Origin of the sequence: Streptomyces sp. NBC_01476, assembly GCF_036227265.1 — a bacterium.
GTDB lineage: Bacteria > Actinomycetota > Actinomycetes > Streptomycetales > Streptomycetaceae > Actinacidiphila.
Genome location: NZ_CP109446.1, coordinates 5,554,156 through 5,580,292 on the forward strand (window position 1 = coordinate 5,554,156; position 26,137 = coordinate 5,580,292).

General features: G+C 72.0%; 21 protein-coding genes. 9 read left to right on the plus strand and 12 right to left on the minus strand.

What is annotated here, in order from left to right; all coding sequences use genetic code 11:
* The 6 genes from OG552_RS24415 to OG552_RS24440 form a co-directional block, all read right to left on the minus strand.
* On the minus strand, positions 1 to 861 hold the full coding sequence (locus OG552_RS24415; protein ID WP_329136338.1) for a DUF4097 family beta strand repeat-containing protein: 861 nt from the start codon (positions 859 to 861) through the stop codon (positions 1 to 3).
* Between the two features lie 165 nt (positions 862 to 1,026).
* Entirely contained in the window at positions 1,027 to 1,212 is a 186-nt protein-coding gene (locus tag OG552_RS24420) for a DUF6104 family protein (protein WP_329136341.1), read from the minus strand.
* Between the two features lie 125 nt (positions 1,213 to 1,337).
* Positions 1,338 to 5,234, minus strand: a complete 3,897-nt coding sequence (locus OG552_RS24425) for a multifunctional oxoglutarate decarboxylase/oxoglutarate dehydrogenase thiamine pyrophosphate-binding subunit/dihydrolipoyllysine-residue succinyltransferase subunit (protein WP_329136342.1) — start codon at positions 5,232 to 5,234, stop codon at positions 1,338 to 1,340.
* 273 nt (positions 5,235 to 5,507) lie between these two features.
* The gene (locus OG552_RS24430; protein ID WP_329136343.1) at positions 5,508 to 6,596 is read right to left on the minus strand and encodes a HAMP domain-containing sensor histidine kinase; all 1,089 of its coding nucleotides are present in this window, start codon (positions 6,594 to 6,596) and stop codon (positions 5,508 to 5,510) included.
* The gene (locus OG552_RS24435) at positions 6,593 to 7,306 is read right to left on the minus strand and encodes a response regulator transcription factor (RefSeq protein WP_329136345.1); all 714 of its coding nucleotides are present in this window, start codon (positions 7,304 to 7,306) and stop codon (positions 6,593 to 6,595) included. Before OG552_RS24435 ends, OG552_RS24430 begins: the two co-directional genes overlap by 4 nt.
* Before the next feature lie 70 nt (positions 7,307 to 7,376).
* Positions 7,377 to 8,072: a spermidine synthase gene (locus tag OG552_RS24440; protein WP_329136348.1), complete on the minus strand. Its 696-nt coding sequence runs from the start codon at positions 8,070 to 8,072 to the stop codon at positions 7,377 to 7,379.
* Between the two features lie 150 nt (positions 8,073 to 8,222).
* Here OG552_RS24440 and OG552_RS24445 point away from each other — a divergent pair, with 150 nt between their 5' ends.
* Positions 8,223 to 9,167, plus strand: a complete 945-nt coding sequence (locus tag OG552_RS24445) for a class I SAM-dependent methyltransferase (protein WP_329136350.1) — start codon at positions 8,223 to 8,225, stop codon at positions 9,165 to 9,167.
* 106 nt (positions 9,168 to 9,273) lie between these two features.
* Entirely contained in the window at positions 9,274 to 11,694 is a 2,421-nt protein-coding gene (lon, locus tag OG552_RS24450) for an endopeptidase La (RefSeq protein WP_329136351.1), read from the plus strand.
* Positions 11,695 to 11,805: 111 nt separating this feature from the next.
* Here lon and OG552_RS24455 read toward each other — a convergent pair whose 3' ends face one another.
* Positions 11,806 to 12,672, minus strand: a complete 867-nt coding sequence (locus OG552_RS24455; RefSeq protein ID WP_329136353.1) for a lysozyme — start codon at positions 12,670 to 12,672, stop codon at positions 11,806 to 11,808.
* 195 nt (positions 12,673 to 12,867) lie between these two features.
* Here OG552_RS24455 and OG552_RS24460 point away from each other — a divergent pair, with 195 nt between their 5' ends.
* Complete coding sequence (locus OG552_RS24460) at positions 12,868 to 13,347, plus strand: MarR family winged helix-turn-helix transcriptional regulator (protein ID WP_329136355.1); 480 nt, start codon at positions 12,868 to 12,870, stop codon at positions 13,345 to 13,347.
* A gap of 218 nt (positions 13,348 to 13,565) precedes the next feature.
* Here the strand turns inward: OG552_RS24460 and OG552_RS24465 are convergent, their stop codons facing one another.
* A complete protein-coding gene (locus tag OG552_RS24465) occupies positions 13,566 to 14,336 on the minus strand; it encodes a hypothetical protein (RefSeq protein WP_329136357.1) in 771 nt (256 codons plus the stop codon).
* Between the two features lie 389 nt (positions 14,337 to 14,725).
* Here OG552_RS24465 and OG552_RS24470 point away from each other — a divergent pair, with 389 nt between their 5' ends.
* From OG552_RS24470 to OG552_RS24490, 5 genes are all read left to right on the plus strand, one after another.
* Positions 14,726 to 17,740 (plus strand): sensor histidine kinase, encoded by a 3,015-nt coding sequence (locus tag OG552_RS24470; RefSeq protein WP_329136359.1) that lies wholly within the window; start codon positions 14,726 to 14,728, stop codon positions 17,738 to 17,740.
* Positions 17,741 to 17,862: 122 nt separating this feature from the next.
* On the plus strand, positions 17,863 to 18,339 hold the full coding sequence (locus tag OG552_RS24475) for a roadblock/LC7 domain-containing protein (RefSeq protein WP_329141084.1): 477 nt from the start codon (positions 17,863 to 17,865) through the stop codon (positions 18,337 to 18,339).
* Positions 18,339 to 18,731, plus strand: a complete 393-nt coding sequence (locus OG552_RS24480) for a DUF742 domain-containing protein (RefSeq protein WP_329136361.1) — start codon at positions 18,339 to 18,341, stop codon at positions 18,729 to 18,731. The genes OG552_RS24475 and OG552_RS24480 overlap by 1 nt, the downstream gene beginning before the upstream one ends.
* On the plus strand, positions 18,712 to 19,320 hold the full coding sequence (locus tag OG552_RS24485) for a GTP-binding protein (protein ID WP_329136363.1): 609 nt from the start codon (positions 18,712 to 18,714) through the stop codon (positions 19,318 to 19,320). The genes OG552_RS24480 and OG552_RS24485 overlap by 20 nt, the downstream gene beginning before the upstream one ends.
* Positions 19,321 to 19,418: 98 nt before the next feature.
* Positions 19,419 to 20,660 carry a styrene monooxygenase/indole monooxygenase family protein gene (locus OG552_RS24490; protein WP_329136364.1) on the plus strand — a complete coding sequence of 414 codons (1,242 nt, stop codon included), beginning with the start codon at positions 19,419 to 19,421 and terminating at the stop codon, positions 20,658 to 20,660.
* Positions 20,661 to 20,682: 22 nt separating this feature from the next.
* Here the strand turns inward: OG552_RS24490 and OG552_RS24495 are convergent, their stop codons facing one another.
* The 3 genes from OG552_RS24495 to OG552_RS24505 all read right to left on the minus strand — a co-directional run bounded on the left by OG552_RS24495 (position 20,683) and on the right by OG552_RS24505 (position 24,338).
* Complete coding sequence (locus tag OG552_RS24495; protein ID WP_329136366.1) at positions 20,683 to 22,062, minus strand: C40 family peptidase; 1,380 nt, start codon at positions 22,060 to 22,062, stop codon at positions 20,683 to 20,685.
* Between the two features lie 243 nt (positions 22,063 to 22,305).
* Positions 22,306 to 23,967 (minus strand): chitinase, encoded by a 1,662-nt coding sequence (locus OG552_RS24500; RefSeq protein ID WP_329136368.1) that lies wholly within the window; start codon positions 23,965 to 23,967, stop codon positions 22,306 to 22,308.
* 107 nt (positions 23,968 to 24,074) lie between these two features.
* Positions 24,075 to 24,338 (minus strand): hypothetical protein, encoded by a 264-nt coding sequence (locus OG552_RS24505; RefSeq protein WP_329136370.1) that lies wholly within the window; start codon positions 24,336 to 24,338, stop codon positions 24,075 to 24,077.
* Positions 24,339 to 24,424: 86 nt separating this feature from the next.
* Here OG552_RS24505 and OG552_RS24510 point away from each other — a divergent pair, with 86 nt between their 5' ends.
* Positions 24,425 to 25,150 carry a TetR/AcrR family transcriptional regulator gene (locus OG552_RS24510; protein ID WP_329136372.1) on the plus strand — a complete coding sequence of 242 codons (726 nt, stop codon included), beginning with the start codon at positions 24,425 to 24,427 and terminating at the stop codon, positions 25,148 to 25,150.
* A gap of 31 nt (positions 25,151 to 25,181) precedes the next feature.
* Here the strand turns inward: OG552_RS24510 and OG552_RS24515 are convergent, their stop codons facing one another.
* The gene (locus tag OG552_RS24515; RefSeq protein ID WP_329136374.1) at positions 25,182 to 26,075 is read right to left on the minus strand and encodes an AurF N-oxygenase family protein; all 894 of its coding nucleotides are present in this window, start codon (positions 26,073 to 26,075) and stop codon (positions 25,182 to 25,184) included.
* Between the last annotated feature and the right edge of the window lie 62 nt (positions 26,076 to 26,137).

Genomic DNA, 26,137 nt, shown 5'->3' on the forward strand with positions numbered 1-26,137 from the left:
TCAGATGTCCTTCCGCAGCGAAGTCGGGTCCCCGTCGGTCAGATCGTCCAGCGGTGGCCGCCGGAGCAGTGCTATGGCGCCGGAGACGGTGGTGGCCCGCAGCCGGGCGCCCCCACCGCCGATCCGGCCGGTGATTCTCTTGGCCCCCCACTGGCCGGTGACACGCAACTCGTCGAAGGCGCAGGAGACATGACCGCTGGTCGTGTTCGCCTCCACCTCGGCGTCGCCCGGCTCGGGGATGCGGATCGCGATCTCACCGGAGACCGTGGTGAGCCGCACCTGGGCTCCGGCCGAGGGGTCCAGGTCGAGCACCATGTTGCCGCTCACCGAGTCCGCCCTCACCTGGGAGCCGCTGCCCTCGACCACGGTGAGGTCGCCGGAGACCGTGTTCACCCGCAGATCACCGGAGACCGACTGCGCCTCGACGCTGCCGGCCACCGTATTGGCCCGTACCGGGCCGGTGAGGCCGACCAGCGTGGTGTCGCCGCCGACGCCCTGGACGCTGGTCGACCCGGAGATCCCGGAGATCACCGCGCCCGCGCCGACTACGCCGACCTCGACCGCGGTGCTCTGCGGCACGGCCAGCGAGATCACCGCGTGCCGCCGCCAGCCCTTGCGGTCCCACCACTTGAGGAAGCCCTTCCACGGCAGATCCTCGTACGTCACGGTCAGCGTCGTGCCGCGCAACTCCACCTTCAGCGGAGGCCCTTCGAGTTCGGTGACCTCCAGCCGGGCGGGCCCGCCGTCGGTGCCGACCACATTGACGGCACCGTTGACGATCCGCACGTTCAGGGTGTCCACCCGCTCGGTGAAGACGAACTTCTCGGGTTCGGTGACGGTCCGGTCCGACGTGCCGCTCATCGTGCCCCTCCTCGGGTAGGCCAGTAACGCAACATATCGCGTCTCTCGGAAGACACGATATATCGCGTGAGGCGGAAGTCAAGCGGTTCCGCACCGGTCCCGCCCGCCGGCCCCCTTACGGGTCCGCGGCACCTGCTCTTCCGCGGCGCCCACGCGCCCACGCGCCTACGCGTCCTCGTCGTCTTCGTCGTCGAGCCGCGCCAGCCAGGTGGCCAGCCGCTCCACCGGGATCTCGAACTCCGGGTTGAGGTCGACGAATTCGCGCAGCCGGTCGGCCAGCCAGTCGAAGCTGACCTCCTCCTCGCCGCGCCGGTCGGCCAGTTCCTCGATGCCGCGGTCGGTGAAGTACATGCGTGTGCTCCGGAAGGAAAAAGAGGGCGACAGATGGGGGCGGGGGTGTGGGGGAGAGGGGGGTACGCCCGGGGGCCCGTACCGGGAAGGTACGGGCCCCCGGGAAGGACGGGGCGGGCCGGAGGTCAGATCTCGAAGACCTCGTTGACCAGTTCCTCCTGCTGCTGCGCGTGCCGCTTCGCGGAACCGACCGCGGGCGAGGACGAGGACGGGCGCGAGACGCGGCGGAGCCGGTCCGCGTTGTCCGGAGCCGCACCCAGGACCAGGTCCAGGTGGTCGATCAGGTTGAGCGCGATGAACGGCCAGGCACCCTGGTTGGCCGGCTCCTCCTGGGCCCAGACGAACTTCTGCGCCTTGGTGTAGGGGGCCAGCGCCGCCTGCAGCTCCAGTGCCGGCAGCGGGTAGAGCCGCTCGATGCGCAGGAAGGCGATGTCGGTGGCACCGCGCTTGTCCCGCTCGGCGATCAGGTCGTAGTAGACCTTGCCGGAGCAGAAGACGACCTTGCGGACCGCCTCCGGCTCCACCGAGTGGTCACTGATGATCGGCTGGAACTGGCCCTTGGTGAAGTCCTCGGCCTTCGACGCCGCCGCCTTCAGCCGGAGCATCGACTTCGGGGTGAAGACGATCAGCGGCTTGTGGTGCGGGTTGTGCACCTGCCAGCGCAGCAGGTGGAAGTAGTTGGCCGGGGTGGTCGGGTAGGCCACCGTCATGTTGTTCTGCGCGCACAGCTGCAGGAACCGCTCGATCCGGGCCGAGGAGTGGTCCGGGCCCTGGCCCTCGTAACCGTGCGGCAGCAGCAGGGTGACGCCGGAGGTCTGGCCCCACTTCTGCTCGGCCGCCGAGATGTACTCGTCCACCACCGACTGGGCGCCGTTGACGAAGTCGCCGAACTGCGCCTCCCACATCACCAGCGCGTCCGGCCGGGCCAGCGAGTAGCCGTACTCGAAGCCCATCGCCGCGTACTCGCTGAGCAGCGAGTCGTAGACGTTGTAACGGGCCTGGTCCTCGGTCAGGTACTGCAGCGGGGTGTACTCGTCACCGGTGTGCTGGTCGACGAGGACCGCGTGCCGCTGGCCGAAGGTGCCGCGGCGGGTGTCCTGGCCGGCCAGCCGGACCGGGGTGCCCTCCATCAGCAGCGAGCCGATCGCCAGCGTCTCGCCCATGCCCCAGTCGATGGTGCCGTCGTCCACCGAGGTGGCGCGGCGCTGGAGCTGCGGCATCAGCCGCGGGTGGACCGTGATGCCGTCCGGGATGTTGACCTGGGACTCGGCGATCCGCTTGACGACCTCCTGCGAGACGCTGGTGTCGACCGCGACCGGGAACTCGGCCTGGACGGCGGACGGCTGCGGCTCGGACGGCTGCGAGGTGACCTCGCGGACCTCCGCGAAGACCTTCTCCAGCTGGCCCTGGAAGTCCTGGAGCGCCTGCTCCGCCTCCTCCAGGGTGATGTCGCCCCGGCCGATCAGCGACTCGGTGTAGAGCTTGCGCACCGAGCGCTTCTTGTCGATCAGGTTGTACATCAGCGGGTTGGTGAACTGCGGGTTGTCGCCCTCGTTGTGGCCGCGGCGGCGGTAGCAGATCACGTCGATCACGACGTCCTTGTTGAACGCCTGCCGGAACTCGAAGGCCAGCCGGCCCACCCGGACCACGGCCTCCGGGTCGTCGCCGTTGACGTGGATGATCGGCGCCTCGATCATCCGGGCCACGTCGGTGGCGTACATCGACGAGCGGGACGCCTCGGGCGCCGCGGTGTAGCCGACCTGGTTGTTGATCACCACGTGCACGGTGCCGCCGGTGCGGTAGCCGCGCAGCTGCGACATGTTCAGCGTCTCGGCGACGACACCCTGGCCGGCGAAGGCCGCGTCGCCGTGCAGCGCGATCGGCAGCACGGTGAAGTCGGTGCCCGCCTTGTTGATGATGTCCTGCTTGGCGCGCGCGATGCCCTCGATGACCGGGTCGACGGTCTCCAGGTGCGACGGGTTCGCCGCCAGCGACACCTTGATCTGCTCGCCGTCCAGGCCGGTGAAGGTGCCCTCCGCGCCCAGGTGGTACTTCACGTCGCCGGAGCCGTGCATCGACTTCGGGTCGAGGTTGCCCTCGAACTCGCGGAAGATCGTGGCGTACGACTTGCCGACGATGTTCGCCAGCACGTTCAGCCGGCCGCGGTGGGCCATGCCGATCACGGCCTCGTCCAGGCGCGACTCGGCGGCGGCGTCCAGGACCGCGTCGAGCAGCGGGATGACGGACTCGCCGCCCTCCAGCGAGAACCGCTTCTGGCCGACGTACTTGGTCTGCAGGAAGGTCTCGAACGCCTCGGCCGCGTTCAGCCGGCGCAGGATGCGCAGCTGCTCCTCGCGCTCCGGCTTGGCGTGCGGGCGCTCGATGCGGTCCTGGATCCACTTGCGCTGCTTGGGGTCCTGGATGTGCATGAACTCGACGCCGACGGTCCGGCAGTACGAGTCGCGCAGCACCCCGAGGATGTCCCGGAGCTTCATCAGCGACTTCCCCGCGAAGCCGCCGACCGCGAACTCACGCTCCAGGTCCCACAGGGTGAGCCCGTGCTCCAGCACGTCCAGGTCCGGGTGCTTGCGCTGGCGGTACTCCAGCGGGTCGGTGTCGGCCATCACATGGCCGCGGACCCGGTAGGAGTGGATCAGCTCGAAGACCCGGGCGGCCTTGGTGACGTCGTCCTCGTGCGCGGTGTCGATGTCGGTGCGCCAGCGGACCGGCTCGTACGGGATCCGCAGCGCCGCGAAGACGTCGTCGAAGAAGTCGTTCTCGCCGAGCAGCAGCTGGTTCATGATCCGCAGGAACTCGCCGGAGGCGGCGCCCTGGATCACCCGGTGGTCGTAGGTGCTGGTCAGCGTCATGACCTTGGAGATGCCCAGCTTGTTCAGGGTGTCCTGCGAGGTGCCCTGGAACTCGGCCGGGTAGTCCATCGAGCCGACACCGAGGATCATCGACTGACCGGGCATCAGGCGCGGGACCGAGTGCACGGTGCCCAGGCCGCCGGGGTTGGTCAGCGACGCGGTGACGCCGGTGAAGTCGTCCATCGTCAGCTTGCCGTTGCGGGCGCGGCGGACGATGTCCTCGTAGGCCTGCCAGAACTCGAAGAAGTTCAGCGTCTCGGCCTTCTTGATGGCCGCGACGACGAGCTGGCGGTCGCCGTTCGGCTTCACCAGGTCGATGGCCAGACCGAGGTTGACGTGCTCCGGCTTGACGAGGGTCGGCTTGCCGTCCTTCAGCGAGAAGGAGTGGTTCATCGACGGCATCGCCTTGAGCGCCTGCACCATCGCGTACCCGATGAGGTGCGTGAAGGAGACCTTGCCGCCGCGGGCGCGCTTGAGGTGGTTGTTGATGACGATGCGGTTGTCGAAGAGCAGCTTCACCGGGATGGCCCGCACCGAGGTGGCGGTGGGCAGTTCCAGCGAGGCGTTCATGTTCTTCACGACCGCGGCGGCCGGGCCGCGCAGCGTCACGTACTCGGTGGGGTGCCCTTCGGGCGCCGCACCGTTCGAGGACGCCTTCGGGGCGGCCGGAGCCGGCGCGGGCGCCGGGGCCTTCGCCGCGGGAGCGGCGGGCGCGGCCGGTGCGGCGGCGGGCTGGGCGGCAGCCGGAGGCGCGGCGGGTGCGGCCGGCGCGGGTGCGGCCGGGGGTGCGGCGGGCGCGGGAGCCGCGGCGGCGGGAGCGGCGGCCTTCGGCGCCGGCACGGTCGTGCCGGGCCGGGACTGGGCGGCGTCGGTGGCCACGGCGGGGACCGCCGGGGATCCGGCGACGGCCCGCGCGGCAGCGCCCGAGGCGCCGCCCTGGCCTGCGGGGGCGGCCGGCGCGGCGGAGCCGTCCGGCTTGTAGTCGGCGAAGAAGTCCCACCAGGCTCGGTCTACCGAGTTCGGGTCCTGGAGGTACTGCTGGTAGATCTCATCGACCAACCACTCGTTCGGGCCGAAACCCGCTGCAGGGGCATCGCCCTGCGCTTGGTGGTCGGTCGAGACACTGGAGCTATTGGGGGACTGTGGCGACACGGCGGCAACCGCCCTCTTCCGCTTCACAAAGATGGTGGACAGCGGAAATAAAGGCTACGCCTTCAAGGCCCCTGCTCGCAGGCTCGGGGTCCAGTCGTCGCGCATGTCACACCCGGAACGTGGTTTCGGCGCCATTCCTGGCGGGAAAGTGGTCCCTCTTGAGGGTTCGGCGATCCGCTGTGCGGAGCGGCCGAAGTCGAGCGGGCGGGTTGCGCGGGCACCATCGGCCGCGCGCCGACCAGGCGGCGTCTCCCCCATGGTGCCTCACCAGCGTCAATGTTGCACCGAAGGTCCACCCGGGAGGGTGACGTGGATCCGGCAGCCGCGCGGGGATTCGGCCACCTCGATCCGTCCGCCGTGCAGATCCACCGCCCACCGGGCGATCGCCAGGCCCAGTCCCGTACCGCCGTCGCCGCCCGGGTGGGAGCCGCGGTGGAAGCGGTCGAAGACCCGGACGCGGTCCGCCTCCGGAATGCCGGGGCCCTCGTCGCGGACGTCCAGGTCGAGGCTGCCGGGCGTGGCGCCGCCGCGGGCCCGTACCGTCACCCGGCCGCCCGGCGGGCTGTGCTTGACCGCGTTGTCCACCAGGTTGGCCACCACCTGGTGCAGCCGCTCGCCGTCGGCATAGGCGACCAGTTCGGGAGGTGACACATCCAGGTGCAGGTGGACGTCGGCGCGCGGCCGGGACCTGGAGCCGGTGTGCTTGGTGCTCTCCATCCCCAGGCTGGCGGTCTTCAGCACGGCCGACAGATACGGCCACACCTCGAAGCGTTTGGCGTCGAGGCGGGCCGCGCCGCTGTCCAGCCGGGAGAGGTCGAGCAGCTGGCTGACCAGCTTGCCGAGCCGTTCTGTCTGCTGCAGGGCCAGCCGCATCGTCTCGGGGTCGGCGGCCGACACCCCGTCCACGACGTTCTCCAGCACCGCGCGCAGCGCCGCGATCGGGGTGCGCAGCTCGTGCGAGACATTCGCCACCAGCTCCTTGCGGTGGCGGTCGGCGGCGGCCAGGTCGGCGGCCATCCGGTTGAAGTTCTTCGCCAGTTCGCCGACCTCGTCCCGGCGCACCCGGGTCACCCGGCGGCTGTAGTCACCGCCGGCCATCGCCCGGGCCACCGCGCTCATCTCGCGCAGCGGCGCGGTCAGGCCGTTGGCCACGATCTGGGTGATCAGCAGCGAGGCGATGATCGAGAAGATGGTGATCACGCGCAGCTCGGTGGCCGAGTGGATGGCCACGATCACCAGCAGGGTGGTGATCAGCACCGAGACGATCACCAGCAGCTGCAGCGCCGCCTTGATCGAGCGGAAGGGGTCCCAGGGGCGCAGCGCCGCCCAGACCTCCCGCCGCCAGCCGCCGCGGCGTCTCATGGTGCCGGCGTCTCCAGCGCGTACCCCACGCCGTGCACCGTGCGGATCCGCTCGGCGCCGATCTTCCGGCGCAGTGCCTTGACGTGGCTGTCGACGGTGCGGGTACCGGAGGCGTCCGCCCAGTCCCACACCTCGGCGAGCAGCTGCTCCCGGGAGAGCACCGCCCGCGGCTGCTGCGCCAGGCAGACCAGCAGCTCGAACTCGGTGGGCGTCAGATGGATGTCGGAGCCGCTCACCCGCACCCGGCGCTGGGCGTGGTCGATCTCCAGGTCGCCCAGCTGGATGCTGGCGCCGCGCGGGCTGTGCGCGGCGGTCGCGGCCCGCTCCACCCGGCGCAGCAGTACGTGCACCCGGGCGGCCAGCTCCCGCATCGAGAACGGCTTGGTCATGTAGTCGTCCGCGCCGACCCCGAGGCCGACCAGCATGTCGGTCTCGTCGTCCCTGGCGGTGAGCATCAGCACCGGGACCGGCCGGTCGGCCTGCACCCGGCGGCACACCTCAAGCCCGTCGTAGCCGGGCAGCATCACGTCGAGAACCAGCAGGTCGGGCTGCCAGGAGTGTGCCGAATCGACCGCCGACGGGCCGTCCCCGGCGGTCCGTACCGAGAATCCCTCCGCCTGCAGCCGGGCCGCGATCGCCTGCGTTATCGTCTGGTCGTCCTCGACGACCAGTACCCGGCGCTGCGCGCCCGAAGTCTGCGTGCTGTCCACGTTCCGCCCCACAAGTCGTCCTGAATATCGAGAGCGTACGGGGCCGGTGAGCGCCCTGACTATGACGCCTTCACGCCTTGACGGCAACGTGCACCACGTCGGGGACCCCGCGGGCGACCGGGATCTCCTCGGTGCGGACCGCTGTGAAGCCCGCCGTGCGCAGCGCTTCCTCGAAGGCGGGGGAGGGCTGGGCGGACCAGACGGCGAGCACACCGCCGGGGTTGAGCCGGTCCCGGCAGGCGGCGAGTCCCGCGGGGCCGTAGAGGCCGCCGTTGCCGTCGGTGACCGTCCAGTCCGGGCCGTTGTCGATGTCCAGGCAGAGGGCGTCGTACGTCTCCGCGGCGCCGGTCACGTACGCCACCAGGTCCGTTTCCAGGATGCGCACCCGGGGGTCGGCCAGCGCGTCCGCGGAGAAAGGGGTCAGCGGGCCGGTGCGGTGCCAGTCGACGACCGCCGGCTCGCGCTCCACCACCGTGATCGCGCCCCAGCGGGCGTCAGCGGCTGCCCTGGCGAGGGAGAAGCCGACGCCGAGGCCGCCGATCAGTACGCGCCAGTCGCCGTCGGCCGGGTCCGCGCCGGCCAGCGCCGCCAGTGCGGTGTCCACCAGCAGCCGTTCCGAGCGGCCGTCGGAGGTGTCCATCAGGAAGCAGCCATTGGCGATGATCTCGAATTGCCCGCCGTGCCGGCGGAGCACGACTTCTCCGTAGGGTCCGTCACGGCGGTCCAGGACGACAGGGGCGTCGAACGTTTCGGGGTTGATCGGCATGGCCTCATTGTGGTGGAGAGGGCCGGACGGAGACAAAGGGCCCCCATCGGACGGCAGGCACCGGAAATTAATAGCGCCGACACCGCAACTTCTTGGTTTCTTGAGCGTCGGCCCATGGACAGAAAGCGCCGGCGTGCATAGGTTCCGCGCATGTCATCCCTTTTCAAGAATCCCGTCGCGCGCCGGCTGCTGCGCCCGGCCGCCGATCTGGTCGACCAGCGGGTCCGCAAGGACATCGACAAAGCCACGCGGAGCGAGCGCGAAGCCCGCGAGGCCATGCGCGGGGAACTGGACGGCCTCCGGAAGGAACTGACCGAGCTGCGCGGCAAGCAGTTCGCTTCCGATTTGCTCTTCGAGCGGGCCGGCTCGGGCAACCGGACGCCGACCAAGCAGCAGTACGAAGTGCTGGTCAAGCAGATCGCGGCGGTCAGCGGACAGGACGTGAAATTCGCCCGCCGCAATGCGATGGTCGCATTCCGGAACGTGATCGCTCTGGAGGCCCTCGGCCTTGGCCGGCTGGCCGGAAGTACCTCAAATGTCTGCGGGAAGCTCGCCACTGTTCCGCTGCTCGACCCGCCGAACGGCGATGTGCTGGAGATCGGAACGCTCTTCGGCCTCTTCTCCGCGGCATTCCTGCGGATGCTGCACCGCGCCGGTATTGAACCGCGCTTGACCATCGTGGATCCGCTGGCGGGCAGCCAGCTGCAGCCGGGCACGAACTTCGGCAGCGAGTCGACCGGCACCCCGGTCCGGCTCGACGTGGTGCGGGCGAACCTCGCGCTCGGCGGCACGGCCGGCGAGCAGGCCCGTGTCCAGCAGGGCTTCTCCGATGACGAGGTCGTCCAGGAAGCGGTCTCGGACCGCGAGTACGGCGTGATCATCGTGGACGGCGACCACTCCGCGGAGGGCGTGCGCAAGGACCTGGAGTGGGCCGAGAAGATCATCGCGCCGCGCGGGATCGTCGTGCTCGACGACTACGGGGACGGCGCCTGGAAGGGCGTCCAGGAAGGCGCGGACAAGCACCTGGCCGGGGAGACCCGGTTCGAGATGCTGGGTCGCGTATCGACCTCGGCGTTCCTGCGAGCTCGGGCCTGACCTGCTGTGATGCGTGATCGCTCTGAGCGAACAGCGGGCGGGGAACACCGGCGGAGCCTCCCGCATTGAGTCTGGTGTACTCAACTTGCTTGCAAAGGGAGCGATCATGGCATTTGAGCCTCGGACCCCGAACCCTCTCACCCTGCCCGTCCTCCCGCTGGACGACGAGGTGGTACTGCCGGGCATGGTGGTGCCGCTCGACCTGACGGACGCGGAGGTGCGGGCCGCGGTGGAGGCCGCCCAGGCGGCGCACAGCGGGTCCGGCTCGGGAAAGCCACAGGTGCTGCTGGTACCGCGGGTGGACGGAAAGTACACCGCGGTCGGCACCCTCGGCACCGTTGAGCAGGTCGGCCGGCTCTCGGACGGCGACCCCGGCGCGGTCATCCGCGGCCGTGGCCGGATCCGGATCGGTGCCGGCACCACCGGCCCCGGTGCCGCCCTGTGGGTGGAAGGCACCACCGTCGACGAGCCCGCGCCCGCCGAGGCGCCGGGCACCGTCGCGGAGCTGATGAAGGAGTACAAGGCGCTGGCCACCAGCTGGCTGCGCAAGCGCGGAGCCTGGCAGGTCGTCGACCGGGTACAGCAGATCGACGACATCGGCCAGCTCGCCGACAACTCCGGCTACTCCCCGTACCTCACCACCGAACAGCGCATCGAACTGCTGGAGACCATCGACCCGGTGGCCCGGCTCAAGCTCGCCACCCAGTGGCTGCGCGACCACCTCGCCGAGCAGGACGTCGCCGAGACGATCCGCAAGGACGTCCAGGAGGGCATGGAGAAGCAGCAGCGTGAGTTCCTGCTCCGCCAGCAGCTCGAAGCCGTCCGCAAGGAGCTCGCCGAGCTGAACGGCGACCCGGAGAACGAGAGCGACGACTACCGCGCCCGCGTCGAGGCCGCCGACCTGCCGGAGAAGGTCCGCGAGGCCGCCCTGAAGGAGGTCGAGAAGCTGGAACGCTCCTCCGACGCCTCCCCCGAGGGCAGCTGGATCCGCACCTGGCTGGACACCGTCCTCGAACTGCCGTGGAACACCACCACCGAGGACACCTACGACGTCGCCGGCGCCCGGGCCGTGCTGGACGCGGACCACGCGGGCCTGGACGACGTCAAGGAGCGCATCACCGAGTACCTGGCCGTCCGCAAGCGCCGGGCCGACCGCGGCCTCGGTGTGGTGGGAGGCCGCCGCGGCGGCGCGGTGCTGGCCCTGGTCGGCCCGCCCGGAGTCGGCAAGACCTCACTCGGCGAATCGGTGGCCCGCGCCATGGGCCGCACGTTCGTCCGGGTGTCGCTCGGCGGCGTCCGCGACGAGGCGGAGATCCGCGGTCACCGCAGGACGTACGTCGGCGCGCTGCCCGGCCGGATCGTGCGGGCGATCAAGGAGGCCGGTTCGATGAACCCGGTCGTGCTGCTCGACGAGATCGACAAGGTCGGCTCCGACTACCGGGGCGACCCGGCGGCGGCACTGCTCGAGGTCCTGGACCCGGCGCAGAACCACACCTTCCGCGATCACTACCTGGAGGTCGAGCTGGACCTCTCCGACGTGGTCTTCCTCGCCACCGCCAACGTGCTGGAGGCCATCCCCGAGCCGCTGCTCGACCGGATGGAGCTGGTCCGGCTGGACGGCTACACCGAGGACGAGAAGGTCGTCATCGGCCGCGACCACCTGCTCCCGCGCCAGCTGGAGCGGGCCGGCCTGGCCGGCGACGAGGTGACCCTGGCGGAGGACGCGCTGCGCAAGCTGACCACCGAGTACACCCGTGAGGCGGGCGTGCGGACCCTGGAGCGGACCATCGCCCGGATCCTGCGCAAGATCGCCGCGCGGCACGAACTCGGGCAGCAGGAGCTGCCGTTCACCGTCGGCGCGGAGAATCTGCGGGAGCTGATCGGCCGGCCGCACCACGTACCGGAGTCCGCTCAGGACCCGGAGGAGCGGCGGACCGCGGTGCCCGGGGTGGCCACCGGCCTGGCGGTCACCGGAGCGGGCGGCGACGTGCTCTACATCGAGGCGTCGCTGGCCGACCCGGAGACCGGCGGTTCCGGCCTGCAGCTCACCGGCCAGCTGGGCGACGTCATGAAGGAGTCCGCGCAGATCGCGCTCTCCTTCCTGCGGTCGCACGGCGCCGAGCTGGAGCTGCCGGTCGGCGACCTGAAGGAACGCGGCGTGCACCTGCACGTCCCGGCGGGCGCCGTACCGAAGGACGGTCCGAGCGCGGGTGTGACCATGACGTCGGCGCTGGCGTCGCTGCTCTCCGGGCAGCGGGTGCGCACCGATGTGGCGATGACCGGTGAGGTGTCGCTGACCGGCAGGGTGCTGCCGATCGGCGGGGTCAAGCAGAAGCTGCTGGCCGCGCACCGGGCCGGGATCACCACGGTGATCATCCCGAAGCGCAACGAGGCCGACCTGGACGACGTCCCGGCCGAGATCCTGGAGGCGCTGGAGGTGCACCCGGTCAGCGACGTACGCCAGGTGCTGAAGCTGGCGCTTGAGCCGGCCGAGTCCGGTGCCGGGCAGGTGCCGGTGGCCGCGTAAGGCGCGAGCACAGGCAGGACAGGAGCCGGCCCCCCGCCCGATATCCGGGCGGGGGGCCGGCTCTTGCGCGCGGTGCGGGGGGCCGGCTCTTGCGCGGTCCGGGGGAACGGATCAGCCGGCCGCGTACGCCTGCACGCGGTCCAGCGCCCCGTTGAACCGGTCCTGGTCACCGGGGAAGGTGCCGGAGTCGGCGAACTGCCAGATGGTCTGGAAGCCCCAGCCGGCCGGCAGCGTGCCGACCGTGGTGTTGTAGCGGGCGATCCACAGCGCGTTGGTGGCGGCGAAGGCGCTGCTGTTGCCGGTGCACTGGGTCCACCAGCTGGTGGAGCTGTAGATGGTCGGGTAGCGGCCGGTACGGGCGTGGTACTCGTTGCTGAACGAGGCGATCCAGCTGACCATGCCGCTCGCGCTCAGCCCGTAACAGGTGGCGCCGTACGGGTTGTACTCGATGTCCAGCGCGCCGGGCAGTGTCCTGCCGTCCGCGGACCAGCCGCCGCCGTGCGCGATGAAGTAGTCGGCCTGGGTGGCGCCGGCCGACACGTCGGGCAGGGCGAAGTGGTAGGAGCCGCGCACCATGCCGACGTTGTAGGAGCCGTTGTACTGCTGGGCGAAGGACGGGCTGGTGTACGAGGTTCCTTCGGTGGCCTTGATGTAGACGAACTTGGCGCCGTTGGCCCAGGCGGTGGCCCAGTTGACGCTGCCCTGGTAGTTGGAGACGTCCATGCCGGGCGTCTGGGTGGCGAGCGGGACGGCGGCGGAGCCGCCGCCGGCCGACGGGCCCGAGCCCTCGTGGGCGCGGATGGTGGAGCCCATCCAGTCCAGGTCGGGGTGGGTCATGTGGCCGCTGCCGGCCGCGTGGGCCGTACCGGGAGCGGTGAGGACCAGGGCGAGCAGGGTGACGAAGAGACCGGCCAGCAGGGTGAGCCTGGTCCGGGCCGAGCCGGTGCCGTGCACGACGGAGAGATCTCCGTGGGACATACGTGCCTCCAGAATGGCAAGGGGGGACTCGGCATGGCCTTGATTGGGCCATGACAGAAGTGACGGTACGGGCGGCGCTACGCGCGTGGAAGGGGGGTCCGGAACCGCCGTTGGTCTACTCCTGCGAAATACTTGACGTGCTGCGGAAACCACCGTGGGTGAAGAAAAGTTTCAGGTGTTGAAAGCGGGGAGTCTGTGACCGGAGCGAACGGCGAGCCGCCGGGCGGCGAGCGGGACGGCGCCACGCAGGCGCTGGAGCGCGAGTTGTCCGTGCTCTTCCGGCGGGCGCGGGCCGCCTCCGGGGAACTGGCACGGGCGGTCCACCCGGAGCTGGAACCGGCCGCGTACGGGCTGCTGGTACGGCTGGAGGAGGTGGAGCCGGAGCGGGCCACCGACCTTGCCTCGTACTTCGGGGTGGGCAAGGCCACGATGAGCCGGCAGCTGCGCGGGCTGGAGGAACTCGGCCTGGTCGCCAGGGAACCGGACCCCGCGGACGGCCGTGCGTGGCTCGTCCGCCTCACCGACGAGGGCCGCGCCCGCTTCTCCCGGGTCCGCACCGCCCGCCGCGAACGGTACCTGCGGCAGCTCGCCGCCTGGGACCAGTCCGAGATCGCCGAACTCTCCCGGCTGCTGCACGGCCTGAACGAGCTTCAGTTCGGCGAGAACGGCACCTGACGGATTCCTGAGCGGCGCCGGCGGCAGCCCCCGACACCGTGGCCCGCCTCGGCGCTTGAGACCGGCCCTCGAACCGGCCCTCGAACCGGCCCTCGAACCGGCCCTCGAACCGGCCCTCGAACCGGCCCTCGAACCGGCCCTCGAACCGGCCCTCGAACCGGCCCTCGAACCGGCCCTCGAACCGGCCCTGAGAACGGCGCAGGCCCGCCCGCACCCCGTCAGAACTCCACCAGCACCGCCGTCGCGTCGTCGTACGGCTTCCCGCGCGGCACCGCCGTGCCGGCCGGATCGGCGTTCTCCTGCGCCCGTACCCGGCTGATCAGCGCCTGCGGACCCGCCTTGCGGAGCAGGGCGAAGGCGGACGACCAGTCGTCGGACCCGAAGACCTCCACCCCGCGGGCCGCGCCGTCGGTGAGCGCGGCCAGCGCCCGCACCCGCGCCGCCGGGGTCCGGCCGGTCACCGCGCGGGCCGCCACCGCGGGGTTGGCGGCCGCGGTGAAGAAACCGCCCTCCAGATTCCGCAGCGGTCCCACCCGGACGCCCGCCGCCCGCAGCCGGTCGATCCGGTCGTCAAGCACCGGCGTCACGGTGCCGTCCGGCGCCTCCAGCAGCAGCGCCGAGTCCGAGAGCACCAGGTGCTCCAGCTCCGTCCCGTCCCACCTGGCCAGCACCACGGTCGCCTGCGGAGTGAGCGGGTGAGAAAGATCACAAGTGTCCCGATGGGCCTCGGCGGTACGGGAGATGGCCGCCGACAGGCATCCGGTCAGGGCCGTCTCCGGCCGGGAGACGGCGAGTTCGAGCAGCGCCCCGCCCAGCCGGGCGGTGAACCACGGGACCGAGTGGACGCACGCCCCGTTGTCCGGCGGGGGCGTCACGCCGTCCAGCAGGACCACCGCGCCGCCCCGTCCGGCGGCGGGCAGCGCCACCGCCACGAAGTCCTCGTTGGGCACCTCGGGCCTGCCGGCCTCGCTCGCCGTCTCGATCCGCATGCGCCCCAGTCTGCCGGACCCCGGGGAAACCGCGGGAGGCGGGGAACTCGCGGTAAGGCACCGCCGAGCTGCACACTTGGTCCGGACCACAAGATCAACAAGGCTGCGCGCGCGCATCCTGCCAAAGCCCGGCCCCCGGCGCCAGACGCAGGTTGCCGGGGCCGGCTTGCCCGCCCGGTGCCGGACTTGTCCGTCAACTCACCTGTGCGATTCACTCGTTCGGGTGTCCGAGGGGGGGACGTCTGGCCCCCTCCCCGGCAGGGCTGCAAGGGTCGGAAGGACTTCTGCATATTCCCGGGGGAACCCCGGGCCCGGGCGATACGTGATTGCGAGCACCGACATTGCGTGAAGGACGTCACCCGCGACGCGAGGGGCGGGTCAGGCGGCGCATGCTCGCCGCCCTGCTCGTCAGTGGCGCCGCGCTCCTTGCTGCCGCCACCCCCGGGGTGGCCCTCGCCGGGCACGATCTCTCCGCCGCCCAGGACCGGGCGGACACCGCCCGGCTGGCCGCGCGTACCGCCGTGCTGGCGCACGACCTGGCCGACGAGCGGGACCACGCCGCCCTCGGCACCGCGGATTCCCTGCCCAAGGGCCAGTTGGCCACCGACAGGACCCGCACCGACCGCCAGGCGAAGGACGTCCTGCGCGACGCCCCCGCCGCGGTCCGCACCGCGCTGGCCGGGCTGCCGGCCGTGCGCGGCACCGCCGACGCGGGCAAAGGCGGCCCGCAGGCCGTCGTCGCCGCCTACCAGCCGCTGATCGACGCGCTCGGGCGGCTCTCCGGCCCGGTCACCGCGCCGCTCGGCCGGGCGGTGGACGCCGCCGCCCGGCAGCGCGGGCTGCTGGTCGCCGCGCTCGCGGCCGGCGGCGGTCAGCGCGGCCCGGTCGCCGCCGCACAGGCCGCGCACCTCCAGGAACAGGCCGCGCTCGCCGACTTCCGGGCCGCCGCGCCCGCCGGGCTGCGCAGCCGCTACGACCAGACGGTGACCGGGGCCGACGTCAGCCAGGCTGACCGGGACCTCGCCGAACTCCTCGACGGACCCGAACTCACCCGCGCCGACCGCGATGTGCGGGGCGCCTCCGCCACCGACGCGTCACTCACCGCCCGGTTGGCCCTGATGCGCAGCGTGGAGGCGTCAGCAGCCACCGATGACGCCCGGCAGGCCGCCCACCACCGCGACCACCAGGTCACCGTCCTCGAACTGCGCATCGCGCTGGCCGCGTTGTGCCTGATCCTGCTCGTCGGTGTGCTGGTCACCGTCTTCCGCAGCGTGACCCGGCCGCTGGCCGCCCTGCACCAGTGGTCGCGCGCCGACGCCGAGAGCGGCCAGGGCGCGAAGGTGATCGGCGGCGACGAGTTCGCCGCGGTCGCCCGCCGGGTCAACGCGCTCACCCACGAGGCGCAGGCGCTGCGCAACCGGGTCCACGAGCTCACCGCCGAGCGCAACTCCCTGTCCGGCGCGCACAACAACCTCATCGCCGAGCGCGAGGGACTGCTGCGGATCAGGGACGACCTGCTGCGCAGCCGCGAGGAGCTGGCCGGCAAGCTCGCCGAGGCCGGCGCCCGCAACGCCGCCCAGGTCACCTACGTCAACCTCGGGCTGCGCACGCTCGGCCTGGTGGAGCGCCAACTCGCCCTGATCGAGGAGCTGGAGGACCGCGAGCAGGAGCCGGAGCGGCTCGACCACCTCTTCAAGCTGGACCACCTCGCCACCCGGATGCGGCGCAACAGCGAGAATCTGCTGGTGCTCTCCGGTACCGAGCACAGCCACGGCGCCACCGCCCGGCCGGTCGCGCTGATCGACGTGGCGCGGGCCGCGATCTCCGAGATCGAGCGGTACGAACGGGTACGCATCGAGTCGATGCCCGACGCCCGGGTGGCCGGCCGCGCGGCGGACGACGTCAGCCACCTGATCGCCGAACTCCTCGACAACGCGGCCGGGTTCTCCGCGCCGAACGCGCCGGTACGGCTGTCCGGCTGGCTGATGGAAACCGGCGAGGTGATGCTCTCGGTCGAGGACTCCGGCATCGGGGTGCCCGACGAACGCCTCGACGACCTCAACGAGTTGCTCGCCGACCCCGATCCGGCGCCGCCGGGCGCGGCGGCCGGCATGGGCCTGTACGTGGTGGCCCGCCTTGCCCACCGGCACGGCGTGCGCACCCAGTTGCGCCCGCACGCGGGCGGCGGCACCACCGCCGTCGTGGTGCTGCCGCAGCTGCTGCTCCCGGCGATCGACCCGCACGAGGCGCCGGGCACCCCGATCGAGGCGGCGCTGGCCGGCGCCCGCCTCACCGGCCCCTCCCGCCGAACCCCGGCGGCACCGGTCCCGGCGGCGTCCGGCCTCCCGCCCGAGCCCGCCCGGGACCCGGCTCCGGCGGCAGCGGACCCGGAGCGCGGTCCGGACCCGGCGGCGCCGCACGCGGCCCAGGGGCAGGACGCAGCGGCGCCGGCTGCGGCGCTGGATGCGGTTCAGGACCGGGACGCAAGGGTGCCGACTGCGGCGCCGTCTCCGGGGCTGCTGCCGCCGGGTACGGAGCCGATGGCGCCGCATGCGGGCCGTACTCCGGAGCCAGCGCATGCGGTCCAGGGGCCTGAGCCGGTGGTGCCCTCCGTCGTCCGTGGTCCGGAGGCGGTGCGGGGGCCTGAGTCCGGCGCGCCGGCAGCGCCGCACGGGCAGGAGCCGCCCGCTCAGGGGTCGGCCGCGGAAGAGCCGGCCGCCCAGCAGGGGCCCGCCGTGCAGCCGTTGCCGACGCGGGTGCCCGCGCCGGCGCCGGCGGCCGGCGGTGTCCCGCCGGTCCGGGCCGTACCGTACGCCGGAGGGGTACCGGCCGCGCGGGCCGTGCCGCCCGCCGAGGCCGTGCCGCCCGCGCATGCGGTGCGGCACGACCGGGCCGGGGAGGACGAGGCCGCGCCCGGAGCGGACGGGGTCACCGCCATGGGCCTGCCGCAGCGGGTGCCGAGGACCACGGGGCTCGGCGACACGCTGGTCCACGAGGAGCGGCGGCCACGCGGCGGCCCGGTGGACGCCGCCGAACTCCGGCGCAAGCTGGGCGGCCTGCAGCGGGGACTGCACGCCGGCCGGCGCGACGCGGAACAGGAGCACAGCTCCGGCACCGGCCCGATGTCCGGGCTGTCCGGCGCTGCCGCCGAGCCGCCCGCACCGCCACGGCAGGGCCCGCCCCGCCATGCGGCCCGCACCGACGACGCACCGGCCGTTCCGGCGCAGTCGCGCGCGACCGCCGTACCGGACGGACCGCGAACCGGCGTGGGGACGCCGGACGCCGCCGCGGCCCCAGGGGACACGGGGCACGCGCAGGCGCCGCGGGCACAGAGCAGCACTCAGGGGGACGCAGGGGAAGCAGACGCAGGCCCAGCAGAAACCGCCGAGGAGGCGACCCGTTGAACGCGGTCCGCACGTACAGCAGCGATACCAGCGACACCAGCAACACCACCGATGCCGCCCCGACCGGCGCGGCAGCGGGCGCGGCCACCGGCGCGGCCAGAAGCACAGGCGGCACCGGCCAGTTGAGCCACGAAGCCCGCAACATCCAGTGGCTGCTGCAGAACTTCGTGGAGGAGGTGCCCGGCGTCCACTCGGTGGCCGTGGTCTCCTCCGACGGCCTGCTGCTGCTCACCTCGCACACCGAGGACGCCCCGATCACCCGCACCGTCCCGGAACAGGGCAGGGGCGGCCCGGCCCGGGCCGCCGACAACGGCCGGATGGACCTGGCCGCGGTCGTCTCCGGCCTGGCCAGCCTCACCGCGGGCGCCGCCCGGCTGATGGACGGCGGCCCGGTACGGCAGACCACCGTCGCCATGGAGGACGGCATGCTCCTGGTCACCTCCATCAGTGACGGCTCCCTGCTGGGGGTGCACGCCACCGCCGACTGCGACATCACGGTGATCGGTTACCACATGGCACTCTTCGTCGGCCGGGTCGGCCATGTGCTGACCCCCGCCCTGCGCACCGAGTTGCGCCAGGCCCTGGGGAGCGCCGGCTGATGGCTGCCCTGCCCCACCGCGGAGCCGACCGCCGCACCTCCAGGGTCCGGCCGTACGCTCTCACCGGCGGCCGTACGCAGTTCGGGCACGTGCTGCTGGTCGAGACCTTCGTGGCTACCATCGACGCTGCGGAGGAACAGCCCGCCCTCACAAGGGGCGACTGGACCGAGCGGGTCATGCCGGAGTTCCGGGCGATCGTCGAACTGTGCCGCAGGATGCGGTCGGTGGCCGAGATCTCCGCCCTGCTGCGGATGCCGCTCGGCGTCGTACGGGTCCTGATCAGCGATCTGGCGGACCAGGGAAGAATACGCGTGTACGGCACCGGGCACGGGCCCGGCCGCCCCGACCGCGCACTGCTCGAAAGGGTGCTCAGTGGACTTCGCAGGCTTTGACCAGCAGGAGGGCCTGCAGGACTGGCAGACCGAACGCGGTCGCGCCCCCGTCTCCACGAAGATCGTCGTGGCCGGTGGCTTCGGCGTGGGCAAGACCACCTTCGTCGGCGCTGTCTCCGAGATCACCCCGCTGACCACCGAAGCCGTGATGACGCAGGCCAGCGAGGCGCTGGACGACCTGGCCGCGACCCCGGACAAGACCACCACCACGGTGGCCATGGACTTCGGCCGCATCACCCTCGAACAGGACCTGGTGCTCTACGTCTTCGGCACGCCGGGACAGCAGCGGTTCTGGTTCATGTGGGACGACCTGGTGCGCGGCGCGATCGGCGCGGTGGTGCTCGCCGACACCCGCCGGCTCGCCGACTGCTTCCCGGCGCTGGACTACTTCGAGGGCACCGGACTGCCGTACACCGTCGCGGTCAACCAGTTCGAGGGCACACCGGAGTACACCTCCGACGACGTCCGCGAGGCGCTGGCCGTGCCGCGGCACATCCCGGTGCTGATCATCGACGCCCGGAAACGGTTCTCCGTGGTCGAGGCCCTGCTCGCGCTGGTCGCCCACGCGATGGACGAACAGCCGCTGTAGGCGCATCAGTTGGCCCCGGTAACGTTGTGTCACCCACCGCGATGACGACTTTTCCGTCCGCGCATCCCGATGTCCCCACTGCCAGATAGCGAGCCGCTGTGCGCAAGATTCTCATCGTCGGAGCCGGTCAGGCCGGGCTCCAACTCGCCCTGGGCCTGCAGTCCCAGGGTTATGACGTCACCGTCATGTCCAACCGCACCGCCGACGAGATACGCGGCGGCCGTGTCATGTCGACCCAGTGCATGTTCACCTCCGCGCTCCAGCACGAGCGTGACCTCGGTCTCAACTTCTGGGAGGACCAGGCCCCGCGCATCGAGGGCCTGGGTGTCTCGGTCTCCGCGCCGGACGCGTCCCGGCCGATCGACTGGGTGGGCCGGCTCAAGGGCTACGCCCAGTCCGTCGACCAGCGGGTGAAGATGGCCGGCTGGCTGGAGACCTTCGCCGAACGCGGGGGCAAGGTCGTCATCCACGGCGTCGCGGTCTCCGACCTGGACTACTTCGCCCGCGCCTACGACCTGGTGCTGGTCGCGGCCGGCAAGGGCGAACTGGTCTCCATGTTCGGCCGGGACGCCTCCCGTTCGCCGTACGACGCCCCGCAGCGGGCGCTCGCGGTGGCTTATGTGCACGGGCTCGGACCGCGCCCTGAGCACCCGGACTTCCTCGCCGTGCGGTGCAATCTGGTGCCAGGGGTCGGCGAGTTGTTCGTGATGCCGACCCTGACCACCTCCGGTCCCGCCGACATCCTCTTCTGGGAGGGCATACCCGGCGGCCCGCTCGATGTCTTCCAGGGCGTCAAGGACCCCGAGGAGCACCTGCGGCTCACGCTGGAGCTGATGCGGCGGTTCACACCGTGGGAGTACGACCGGGCCACCGGGGTGGAGCTCACCGACGCGGGCGGCACGCTCTCCGGCCGGTACGCGCCGACGGTGCGGCGGCCGGTCGGTGAACTGCCGTCCGGCGGACTGGTGCTGGGCGTCGCCGACGTGGTGGTGGCCAATGACCCGATCACCGGCCAGGGCTCCAACAACGCGGCCCGCTGCGCCGCTTCGTACCTCGCCGACATCGTGGCCAACGGCGAGCGGCCGTTCGACCGGGAGTGGATGCGGACCACCTTCGACCACTACTGGTCGGTGGCCGCGCCCGTCACCAAGTGGACCAACGCGATGCTGTCGCCCCCGCCGGAGCACGTGCTGGGGCTGATCGGTGCGGGCGGCGCGCTCCAGCCGGTCGCCGACCGGTTCGCCAACGGCTTTGACGACCCGGCCGACTTCGAGCAGTGGTTCTTCGAGCCGGAGAAGGCGACGGCGTATCTCGCCGAGGTCTCCCAGACGGTGTCCTGAGGAGCGGGCCCGAGAAGCGGGCCTAGGGAGCGGGGGAGCCGCTCGGGGTCGCGTCCGGGGTCGGGGTCGGTGTCGGTGTCGGCGAGGCTGTCGGCGTGCCCGGCGCGGGGTCCGGCCGCTGCGTCGGGTCCGGGGTCATCACCGGCTTCGGGGCACCCGCCCGCGGGGCCGGGGTCTTCCCGGGCGCCGACGGCGCGGACGGGTCGGCCGGCGCGGCCGGCTTCGTGGCCTTGGGCTGCTTCGCCGTCTTCGGCGGTGTCACCGCGATCGGCAGCGGCTCCTCCGCCTGCTTCGGCACCGGCCTCGCCTTGTAGTCCTTCAGCGGCTGCTTGCCGAGGTCCGGCCGGACCGCGCCGAGGATGGGGTTGGCGGCGATCGGCGAGACCTTCACCACCGCGCCGGGCCGCGGCGCCTGGATGACCAGGCCGTTGCCGATGTAGAGGGCCACATGGCTGGCACCGGAGAAGTAGACCACCAGGTCACCGGGCCTGAGCAGCGCCAGCGGCACGTGCGGCAGCCGCGCCCACTGCTCCTCGCTGGTGCGCGGAATGGTCACCCCGGCGTGCGCCCACGCCTGCGAGGTGAGGCCGGAGCAGTCGAAGGAGTCCGGGCCCTGGGCGCCCCACACATACGGCTTGCCCAGTTGCTGGTAGGCGTAGGCGATCGCCCGGTCGCCGGGCTGCGAGGGTGCCCGCAGGGCCGGGTCGGCGCCGAGCGCCTTGGAGTCCAGCAGGTCCTGCTGAGCCTGGTCGACACCCTGCTGCTCCAGTGTCTGCAGCTCGCCGATCTGTACCCCGGTCAGCCCGGCGAGCATCGCCTCGACCTCTTTGAGGTGCGTCTCGACCTGGGTCTTCTTGCCCGCCAGTACGGTCTGCGCGTGCTGCGCGGCGTCCAGTGCCTTCTGCGCCTGCGTGTTGAGCGCGGACAGCCGGGCCTCGCCGCTGGTCAGCTCGTCGAGGACGTCCTGCTGGTGCTCGGCGGCCCGCTGCACGACACGGCGCTGCCCGAAGAAGTCCTGCGGGGTCTGCCCGGTCAGCAGCGACAGATACGGGGAGACCCCGCCGCTGCGGTACATCTGCCGGGCCATCAGCCCCAGCTCGTCCTTGGCCCCGGCGACCGCCACCCGCTGGTCGGCGAGCTGCCGGTCGATCTCCTGGGCCTTGGCCCGCTGCTTGTCGGCGGTCTGCTTGGCCTGGTTGTACGACTCGGTGGCCGCCTCGGTCTGCCGGTAGTACGTCTGCAGCTGGGTGAGCATCTCGGCCGGCGGCACGGGGGGCGGGGGCGCCGGATCGTACGGGCGGGCGGACGCCTGTTCCGCGGCCGGCAAGGAGAGCGCCGCCGCGGCGAGCAGGGCACCGCACACCACGGCGGAGCGGAGCCACCCTCTGGTCCGTCGGGCCACAGATATCCCCTCATCTCACGTAACCTGCCGGTAACACGCCTGCGGTCCGCATCCTGTCACGGTCAGTCATATTTTCGACAGAGGGCGCCGGGCGATTCCGCGGAGGTTGGTCCCTCCGGCGGAGAGCCGACGCCGGACGTTCACCCCGTCGCCGGTTTCCCGGCACCGCGGCGGACAAAAGCGTACGGCCCGGTCACCGCCCTCGGGGACCGGGCCGCACGCGTTCGCGGGGAGTTTTTCCGGTCAGCTGCCGAAGTAGCCGTCGAAGTTGTTCTGGAACTCCCAGTTGCTGAACTTGTCCCAGTTCACCGACCACGTCATCAGACCGCGCAGGGCGGGCCAGGTGCCGTGGGTGCTGTAGCCGCCGCAGTTGGTCTTCTTGGTCAGGCAGTCGAGCGCCTGGTCCACCTGCGCCGGTGCGGTGTAGCCGTTGCCGGCGTTGACCGAGGCCGGCAGGCCGATGCCGACCTGGGAGGGGGCCAGCGCCGGGAACATGTTGGCGGTGTTGCCCGCCACCGGGAAGCCGGTGAGCAGCATGTCCGTCATGGCGATGTGGAAGTCCGCGCCGCCCATGGAGTGGTACTGGTTGTCCAGGCCCATGATCGGCCCGGAGTTGTAGTCCTGGACGTGCAGCAGCGTGAGGTCGTTGCGCAGTGCGTAGATCACCGGCAGGTACGCCCCGCAGCGCGGGTCCTGTCCGCCGAACGGCCCCGAGCCGTAGAACTGGTACCCCATCTGCACGAAGAAGGTCTCCGGCGCCATGGTCAGCACGAAACCGCTGCCGTAGCGGGCCTTGAGCGACTTCAGCGCGGAGATCAGATTGACCACGACCGGGGTGGTCGGGTTCTTGAAGTCGGTGTCGCCGGTGTTGAGGGAGAGCGAGTGGCCCTCGAAGTCGATGTCGATGCCGTCCAGGCCCCACTGGTCGATGATCGAACTCACCGAGGAGACGAAGGCGTCACGGGCCGCGGTGGTGGTCAGCTGCACCTCGCCGTTGGCGCCGCCGATCGACAGCAGCACCTTCTTGCCCTTCGCCTGCTTGGCCTTGATCGCGGCCTTGAAGTCGGCGTCCGACTCGACGGGCGGGCACTCACTCACCGAGCAGCGGGTGAAGTGGATGCTGCCGGAGGTGGGGGAGGAGGTCTCGCCGAAGGCCAGGTCGATGATGTCCCAGCTGTCGGGGACGTCGGCGAGCTTCACATAGCCCGAGCCGTTGGCGAAGGTCTCGTGCAGGTAGCCGACCAGCGCGTGGGTGGGCAGCCCGCCCGACGGCGGCTGCGTGGGGGGTGTCGTCGGTGGCGTGGTGGGGGGAGTGGTCGGGGGTGTTGTCGGCGGGGTGGTGGGCGGCGTCGTCGGTGGCGTCGTCGGGGGCGTGGTGGTGCCGCTGCCCGGACCCTGGAGCGAGAGGTCGTCGGCGTAGTACGCCGGCTGCCCGTACCAGCCGTGCACGTAGACCGCCGCGCTGGTCTGGCTCGCGGTGGTGGTGAAGGAGACGCTGAGCTGCTGGTAGCCGGTGCCCGAGTCGGGGGTCCAGGTGCTGGTGCCGCCGTCCACGCCGATGTAGACGTAACTGCCCTTCACCTGGGCGGTGAGGGTGTAGGTGGTGCTGGGAGCGACCGCGACGGTCTGCTTGCACTGGCCGGTGGCGCTCGCGGTGGGCGTGCCCTTCAGCGCCCAGGTGCCGGTGTGCGCCTGGCCGGTGACGGCGGCGCTGCCCGCGTCGCAGGTCCAGCCGGACAGGCTGCCGGTCTCGAAGCCGCCGTTGGTCAGGAACTCGCCCGCGCTGGCGCTGGGCGCCAGGGCGACGAGGCCGCCGACCGCGACGGCCCCGGCGAGGGCGGCGGTGGCGGCGACGAGGGATCTCTTCCGCCGTGCGGATCCGGGGCGCGATGCAGAGGTGAGCATGGGGGGATGCTCCTTCTGTGAGGAGGGCGCATGTCACCGCGCAGCAAACAGGTCCAGACCAATCGTGTCAATGGTCCGGACCCATTCGGCAGCCGTTTCCCGCCGCGTCACGCGCCCTTCGACCAGGGCCACTTGAGCCGGTCCGGCCGCCTGCCCGCCGGATCGTAGACAAAGACCCAGCGGGTCCTGCGCTCCTCGCGCGGCCCCGGGCTCGGCTCCCGGTGGTAGACGTACTCCCGCCGCGGGCCGCCGTCGGCGTCCGGCACCGGCACGGTGTAGACCCGCGGCGGCTGCCCGGTCATCCCCACCAGTACGTCCAGCGTCCGCCCGTCGAGCGGCCCCCCGACGAATTCGGTCTGCTCGTGTCTCACTGGCTCAGAATGACATGGCGCTCCCGCCACCGGGGCCGGTACCGCGCTTCGGCCCCCACCGGGTGACCGGGAGCTAGGCTTCGCGCATGACCAGCAGCCCGGCGCCGGCCTACCGGCGGATGAGCGTGGAGCAGCGCCGGGCCCAGCTGCTGGCCGCGGCCGTCGACCTGTTCGGCCACCGCAGGCCCGAGGAGGTCTCGGTGGACGACGTGGCCGCCGCGGCCGGCGTCTCCCGCCCGCTGGTCTACCGGTACTTCCCCGGCGGCAGGCAGCAGCTGTACGAGGCCGCCGTGCTGGGCGCCGCGCAGGACCTCATCGGGCGGTTCGTGGTCCCCACGCAGGGGCCGCCCACCCGGCGGCTGGCGGACGCGCTCGACCGCTACCTCGGGTACGTCGACGAGCACGACGCGGCGTACGGCGCCCTGCTGCGCGGTGGCGGCGGCGCGGAGACCGGGCGGACCGGGGCGATCGTCGAGGACGTACGGCGGCGGGCCGCCGAGCAGGTGCTGCACCACCTGGGCGTGACCGGTCCCGGGCCGCGGCTGGCGATGATGGTGCGGTCGTGGATCGCCTGTGTCGAGGTGGTGTCGCTGGCGTGGCTGGACGCGGGGAAACAGGTCCCGCCGGCGGAGCTGCGCGAGTGGCTGGTCGACCACTTCACGGGGCTGCTGGTGATCACCGCGGCGACCGACCCGGAAACGGCAGGCGCCGCGGTCCGGGCGCTGGCGCTGGAGGCGCCGGAAAGCCCCGCCGGGGTGCTCGCCGCGCGCCTCGCGCCGCTGGCCCCGGCGTTCGGGCACCTGCTGCAGTAGCGGGGGCCGGGGGCTGGCGGGGGCCGGGGGCTCACGCCAGCAGGCCAGAGGAGCGCCACAGGCGCCGGCTGGGACCCTGGAGCAGGCCGATCTCGTCGAGGAAGTCCATCAGGTGCCGGGCCGAGCGGCGCATGATGTCGCGGCGGTGCGGGCTGGTGCGCGCCAGGTGCGCGGCGTGGGCGGGGTCGAGGCCCACCGAGGCGTAGACGCGCGGGCCCACCAGGGAGCGGGCGATGACACGGGCCGCCTGGGCCGAGGCGAGGCGGGTGAACTCGATCTCCCAGCGCGGCGCGGTGGTCATCTGCCGGCGCAACTCCTCGCGGGCGTAGCGGATGTGCCGGGCCTCTTCCACCACATGGATCCGCGTGATGCCCCGGATCAGCGGCTGGACCCGCTCGTCGGGGAAGGTCAGCCGCTGCATCCAGTCCAGGATCTCCTCGGCGAGCAGCGTGCCGGTGAAGGCGCCCGGGGTGGTGGAGACCGTCTTGATCACCCGGCCGAGCTGGTGGTCGAGCCGGCTCGGCCGGTACGTCGGCGTCCCCATCGTGGTGACCGCGCGGGCGAACATCTTGGAGTGCCGGCACTCGTCGGCGATCTCGGTGAGCGCGTACCGGACATGAGCGCTGGTCGGCTCCAGGTCGTAGGTGTGCCGGAGCAGCAGCTGCATCAGGATCGTCTCGAACCAGACCCCGACCGAGCAGAGCGAGGCCGCCTCGTGCCGGCTCAGCAGCATCCGCTGCTCCTCGGACATCCGCCGCCACAGTGGGGTGTCGTAGAGCGAGACGAGCTCCGGCGGCCAGAACCACCTGCCCTCCTCGAAGGGCGCGTCCCAGTCGAGTTCGGTGTCCGGGTCGAAGGAGTGCCTGGCGGAGGCGGCGAGCAGCCGCTGCGCGGTCCTCTCCCGGTCGATCAGTGCGGCGTCCATGGCGAAACGGCTCCCGGTGCGCGAGGGTTACCAGCGGTAGGAGTCTTATGAGACTGCGTGTC

Excerpts from the sequence above, each read along its gene's own strand:
- OG552_RS24465 (WP_329136357.1), bottom strand. The coding sequence starts at position 14,336 with ATGCGGATCGAGACGGCGAGCGAGGCCGGCAGGCCCGAGGTGCCCAAC.
- OG552_RS24455 (WP_329136353.1), bottom strand. The coding sequence starts at position 12,672 with ATGTCCCACGGAGATCTCTCCGTCGTGCACGGCACCGGCTCGGCCCGG.
- OG552_RS24500 (WP_329136368.1), bottom strand. The coding sequence starts at position 23,967 with ATGCTCACCTCTGCATCGCGCCCCGGATCCGCACGGCGGAAGAGATCC.
- OG552_RS24445 (WP_329136350.1), top strand. The coding sequence starts at position 8,223 with ATGTCATCCCTTTTCAAGAATCCCGTCGCGCGCCGGCTGCTGCGCCCG.
- OG552_RS24470 (WP_329136359.1), top strand. The coding sequence starts at position 14,726 with ATGCTCGCCGCCCTGCTCGTCAGTGGCGCCGCGCTCCTTGCTGCCGCC.
- OG552_RS24515 (WP_329136374.1), bottom strand. The coding sequence starts at position 26,075 with ATGGACGCCGCACTGATCGACCGGGAGAGGACCGCGCAGCGGCTGCTC.
- OG552_RS24510 (WP_329136372.1), top strand. The coding sequence starts at position 24,425 with ATGACCAGCAGCCCGGCGCCGGCCTACCGGCGGATGAGCGTGGAGCAG.
- OG552_RS24480 (WP_329136361.1), top strand. The coding sequence starts at position 18,339 with ATGGCTGCCCTGCCCCACCGCGGAGCCGACCGCCGCACCTCCAGGGTC.
- lon (WP_329136351.1), top strand. The coding sequence starts at position 9,274 with ATGGCATTTGAGCCTCGGACCCCGAACCCTCTCACCCTGCCCGTCCTC.
- OG552_RS24440 (WP_329136348.1), bottom strand. The coding sequence starts at position 8,072 with ATGCCGATCAACCCCGAAACGTTCGACGCCCCTGTCGTCCTGGACCGC.
- OG552_RS24415 (WP_329136338.1), bottom strand. The coding sequence starts at position 861 with ATGAGCGGCACGTCGGACCGGACCGTCACCGAACCCGAGAAGTTCGTC.
- OG552_RS24420 (WP_329136341.1), bottom strand. The coding sequence starts at position 1,212 with ATGTACTTCACCGACCGCGGCATCGAGGAACTGGCCGACCGGCGCGGC.
- OG552_RS24430 (WP_329136343.1), bottom strand. The coding sequence starts at position 6,596 with ATGAGACGCCGCGGCGGCTGGCGGCGGGAGGTCTGGGCGGCGCTGCGC.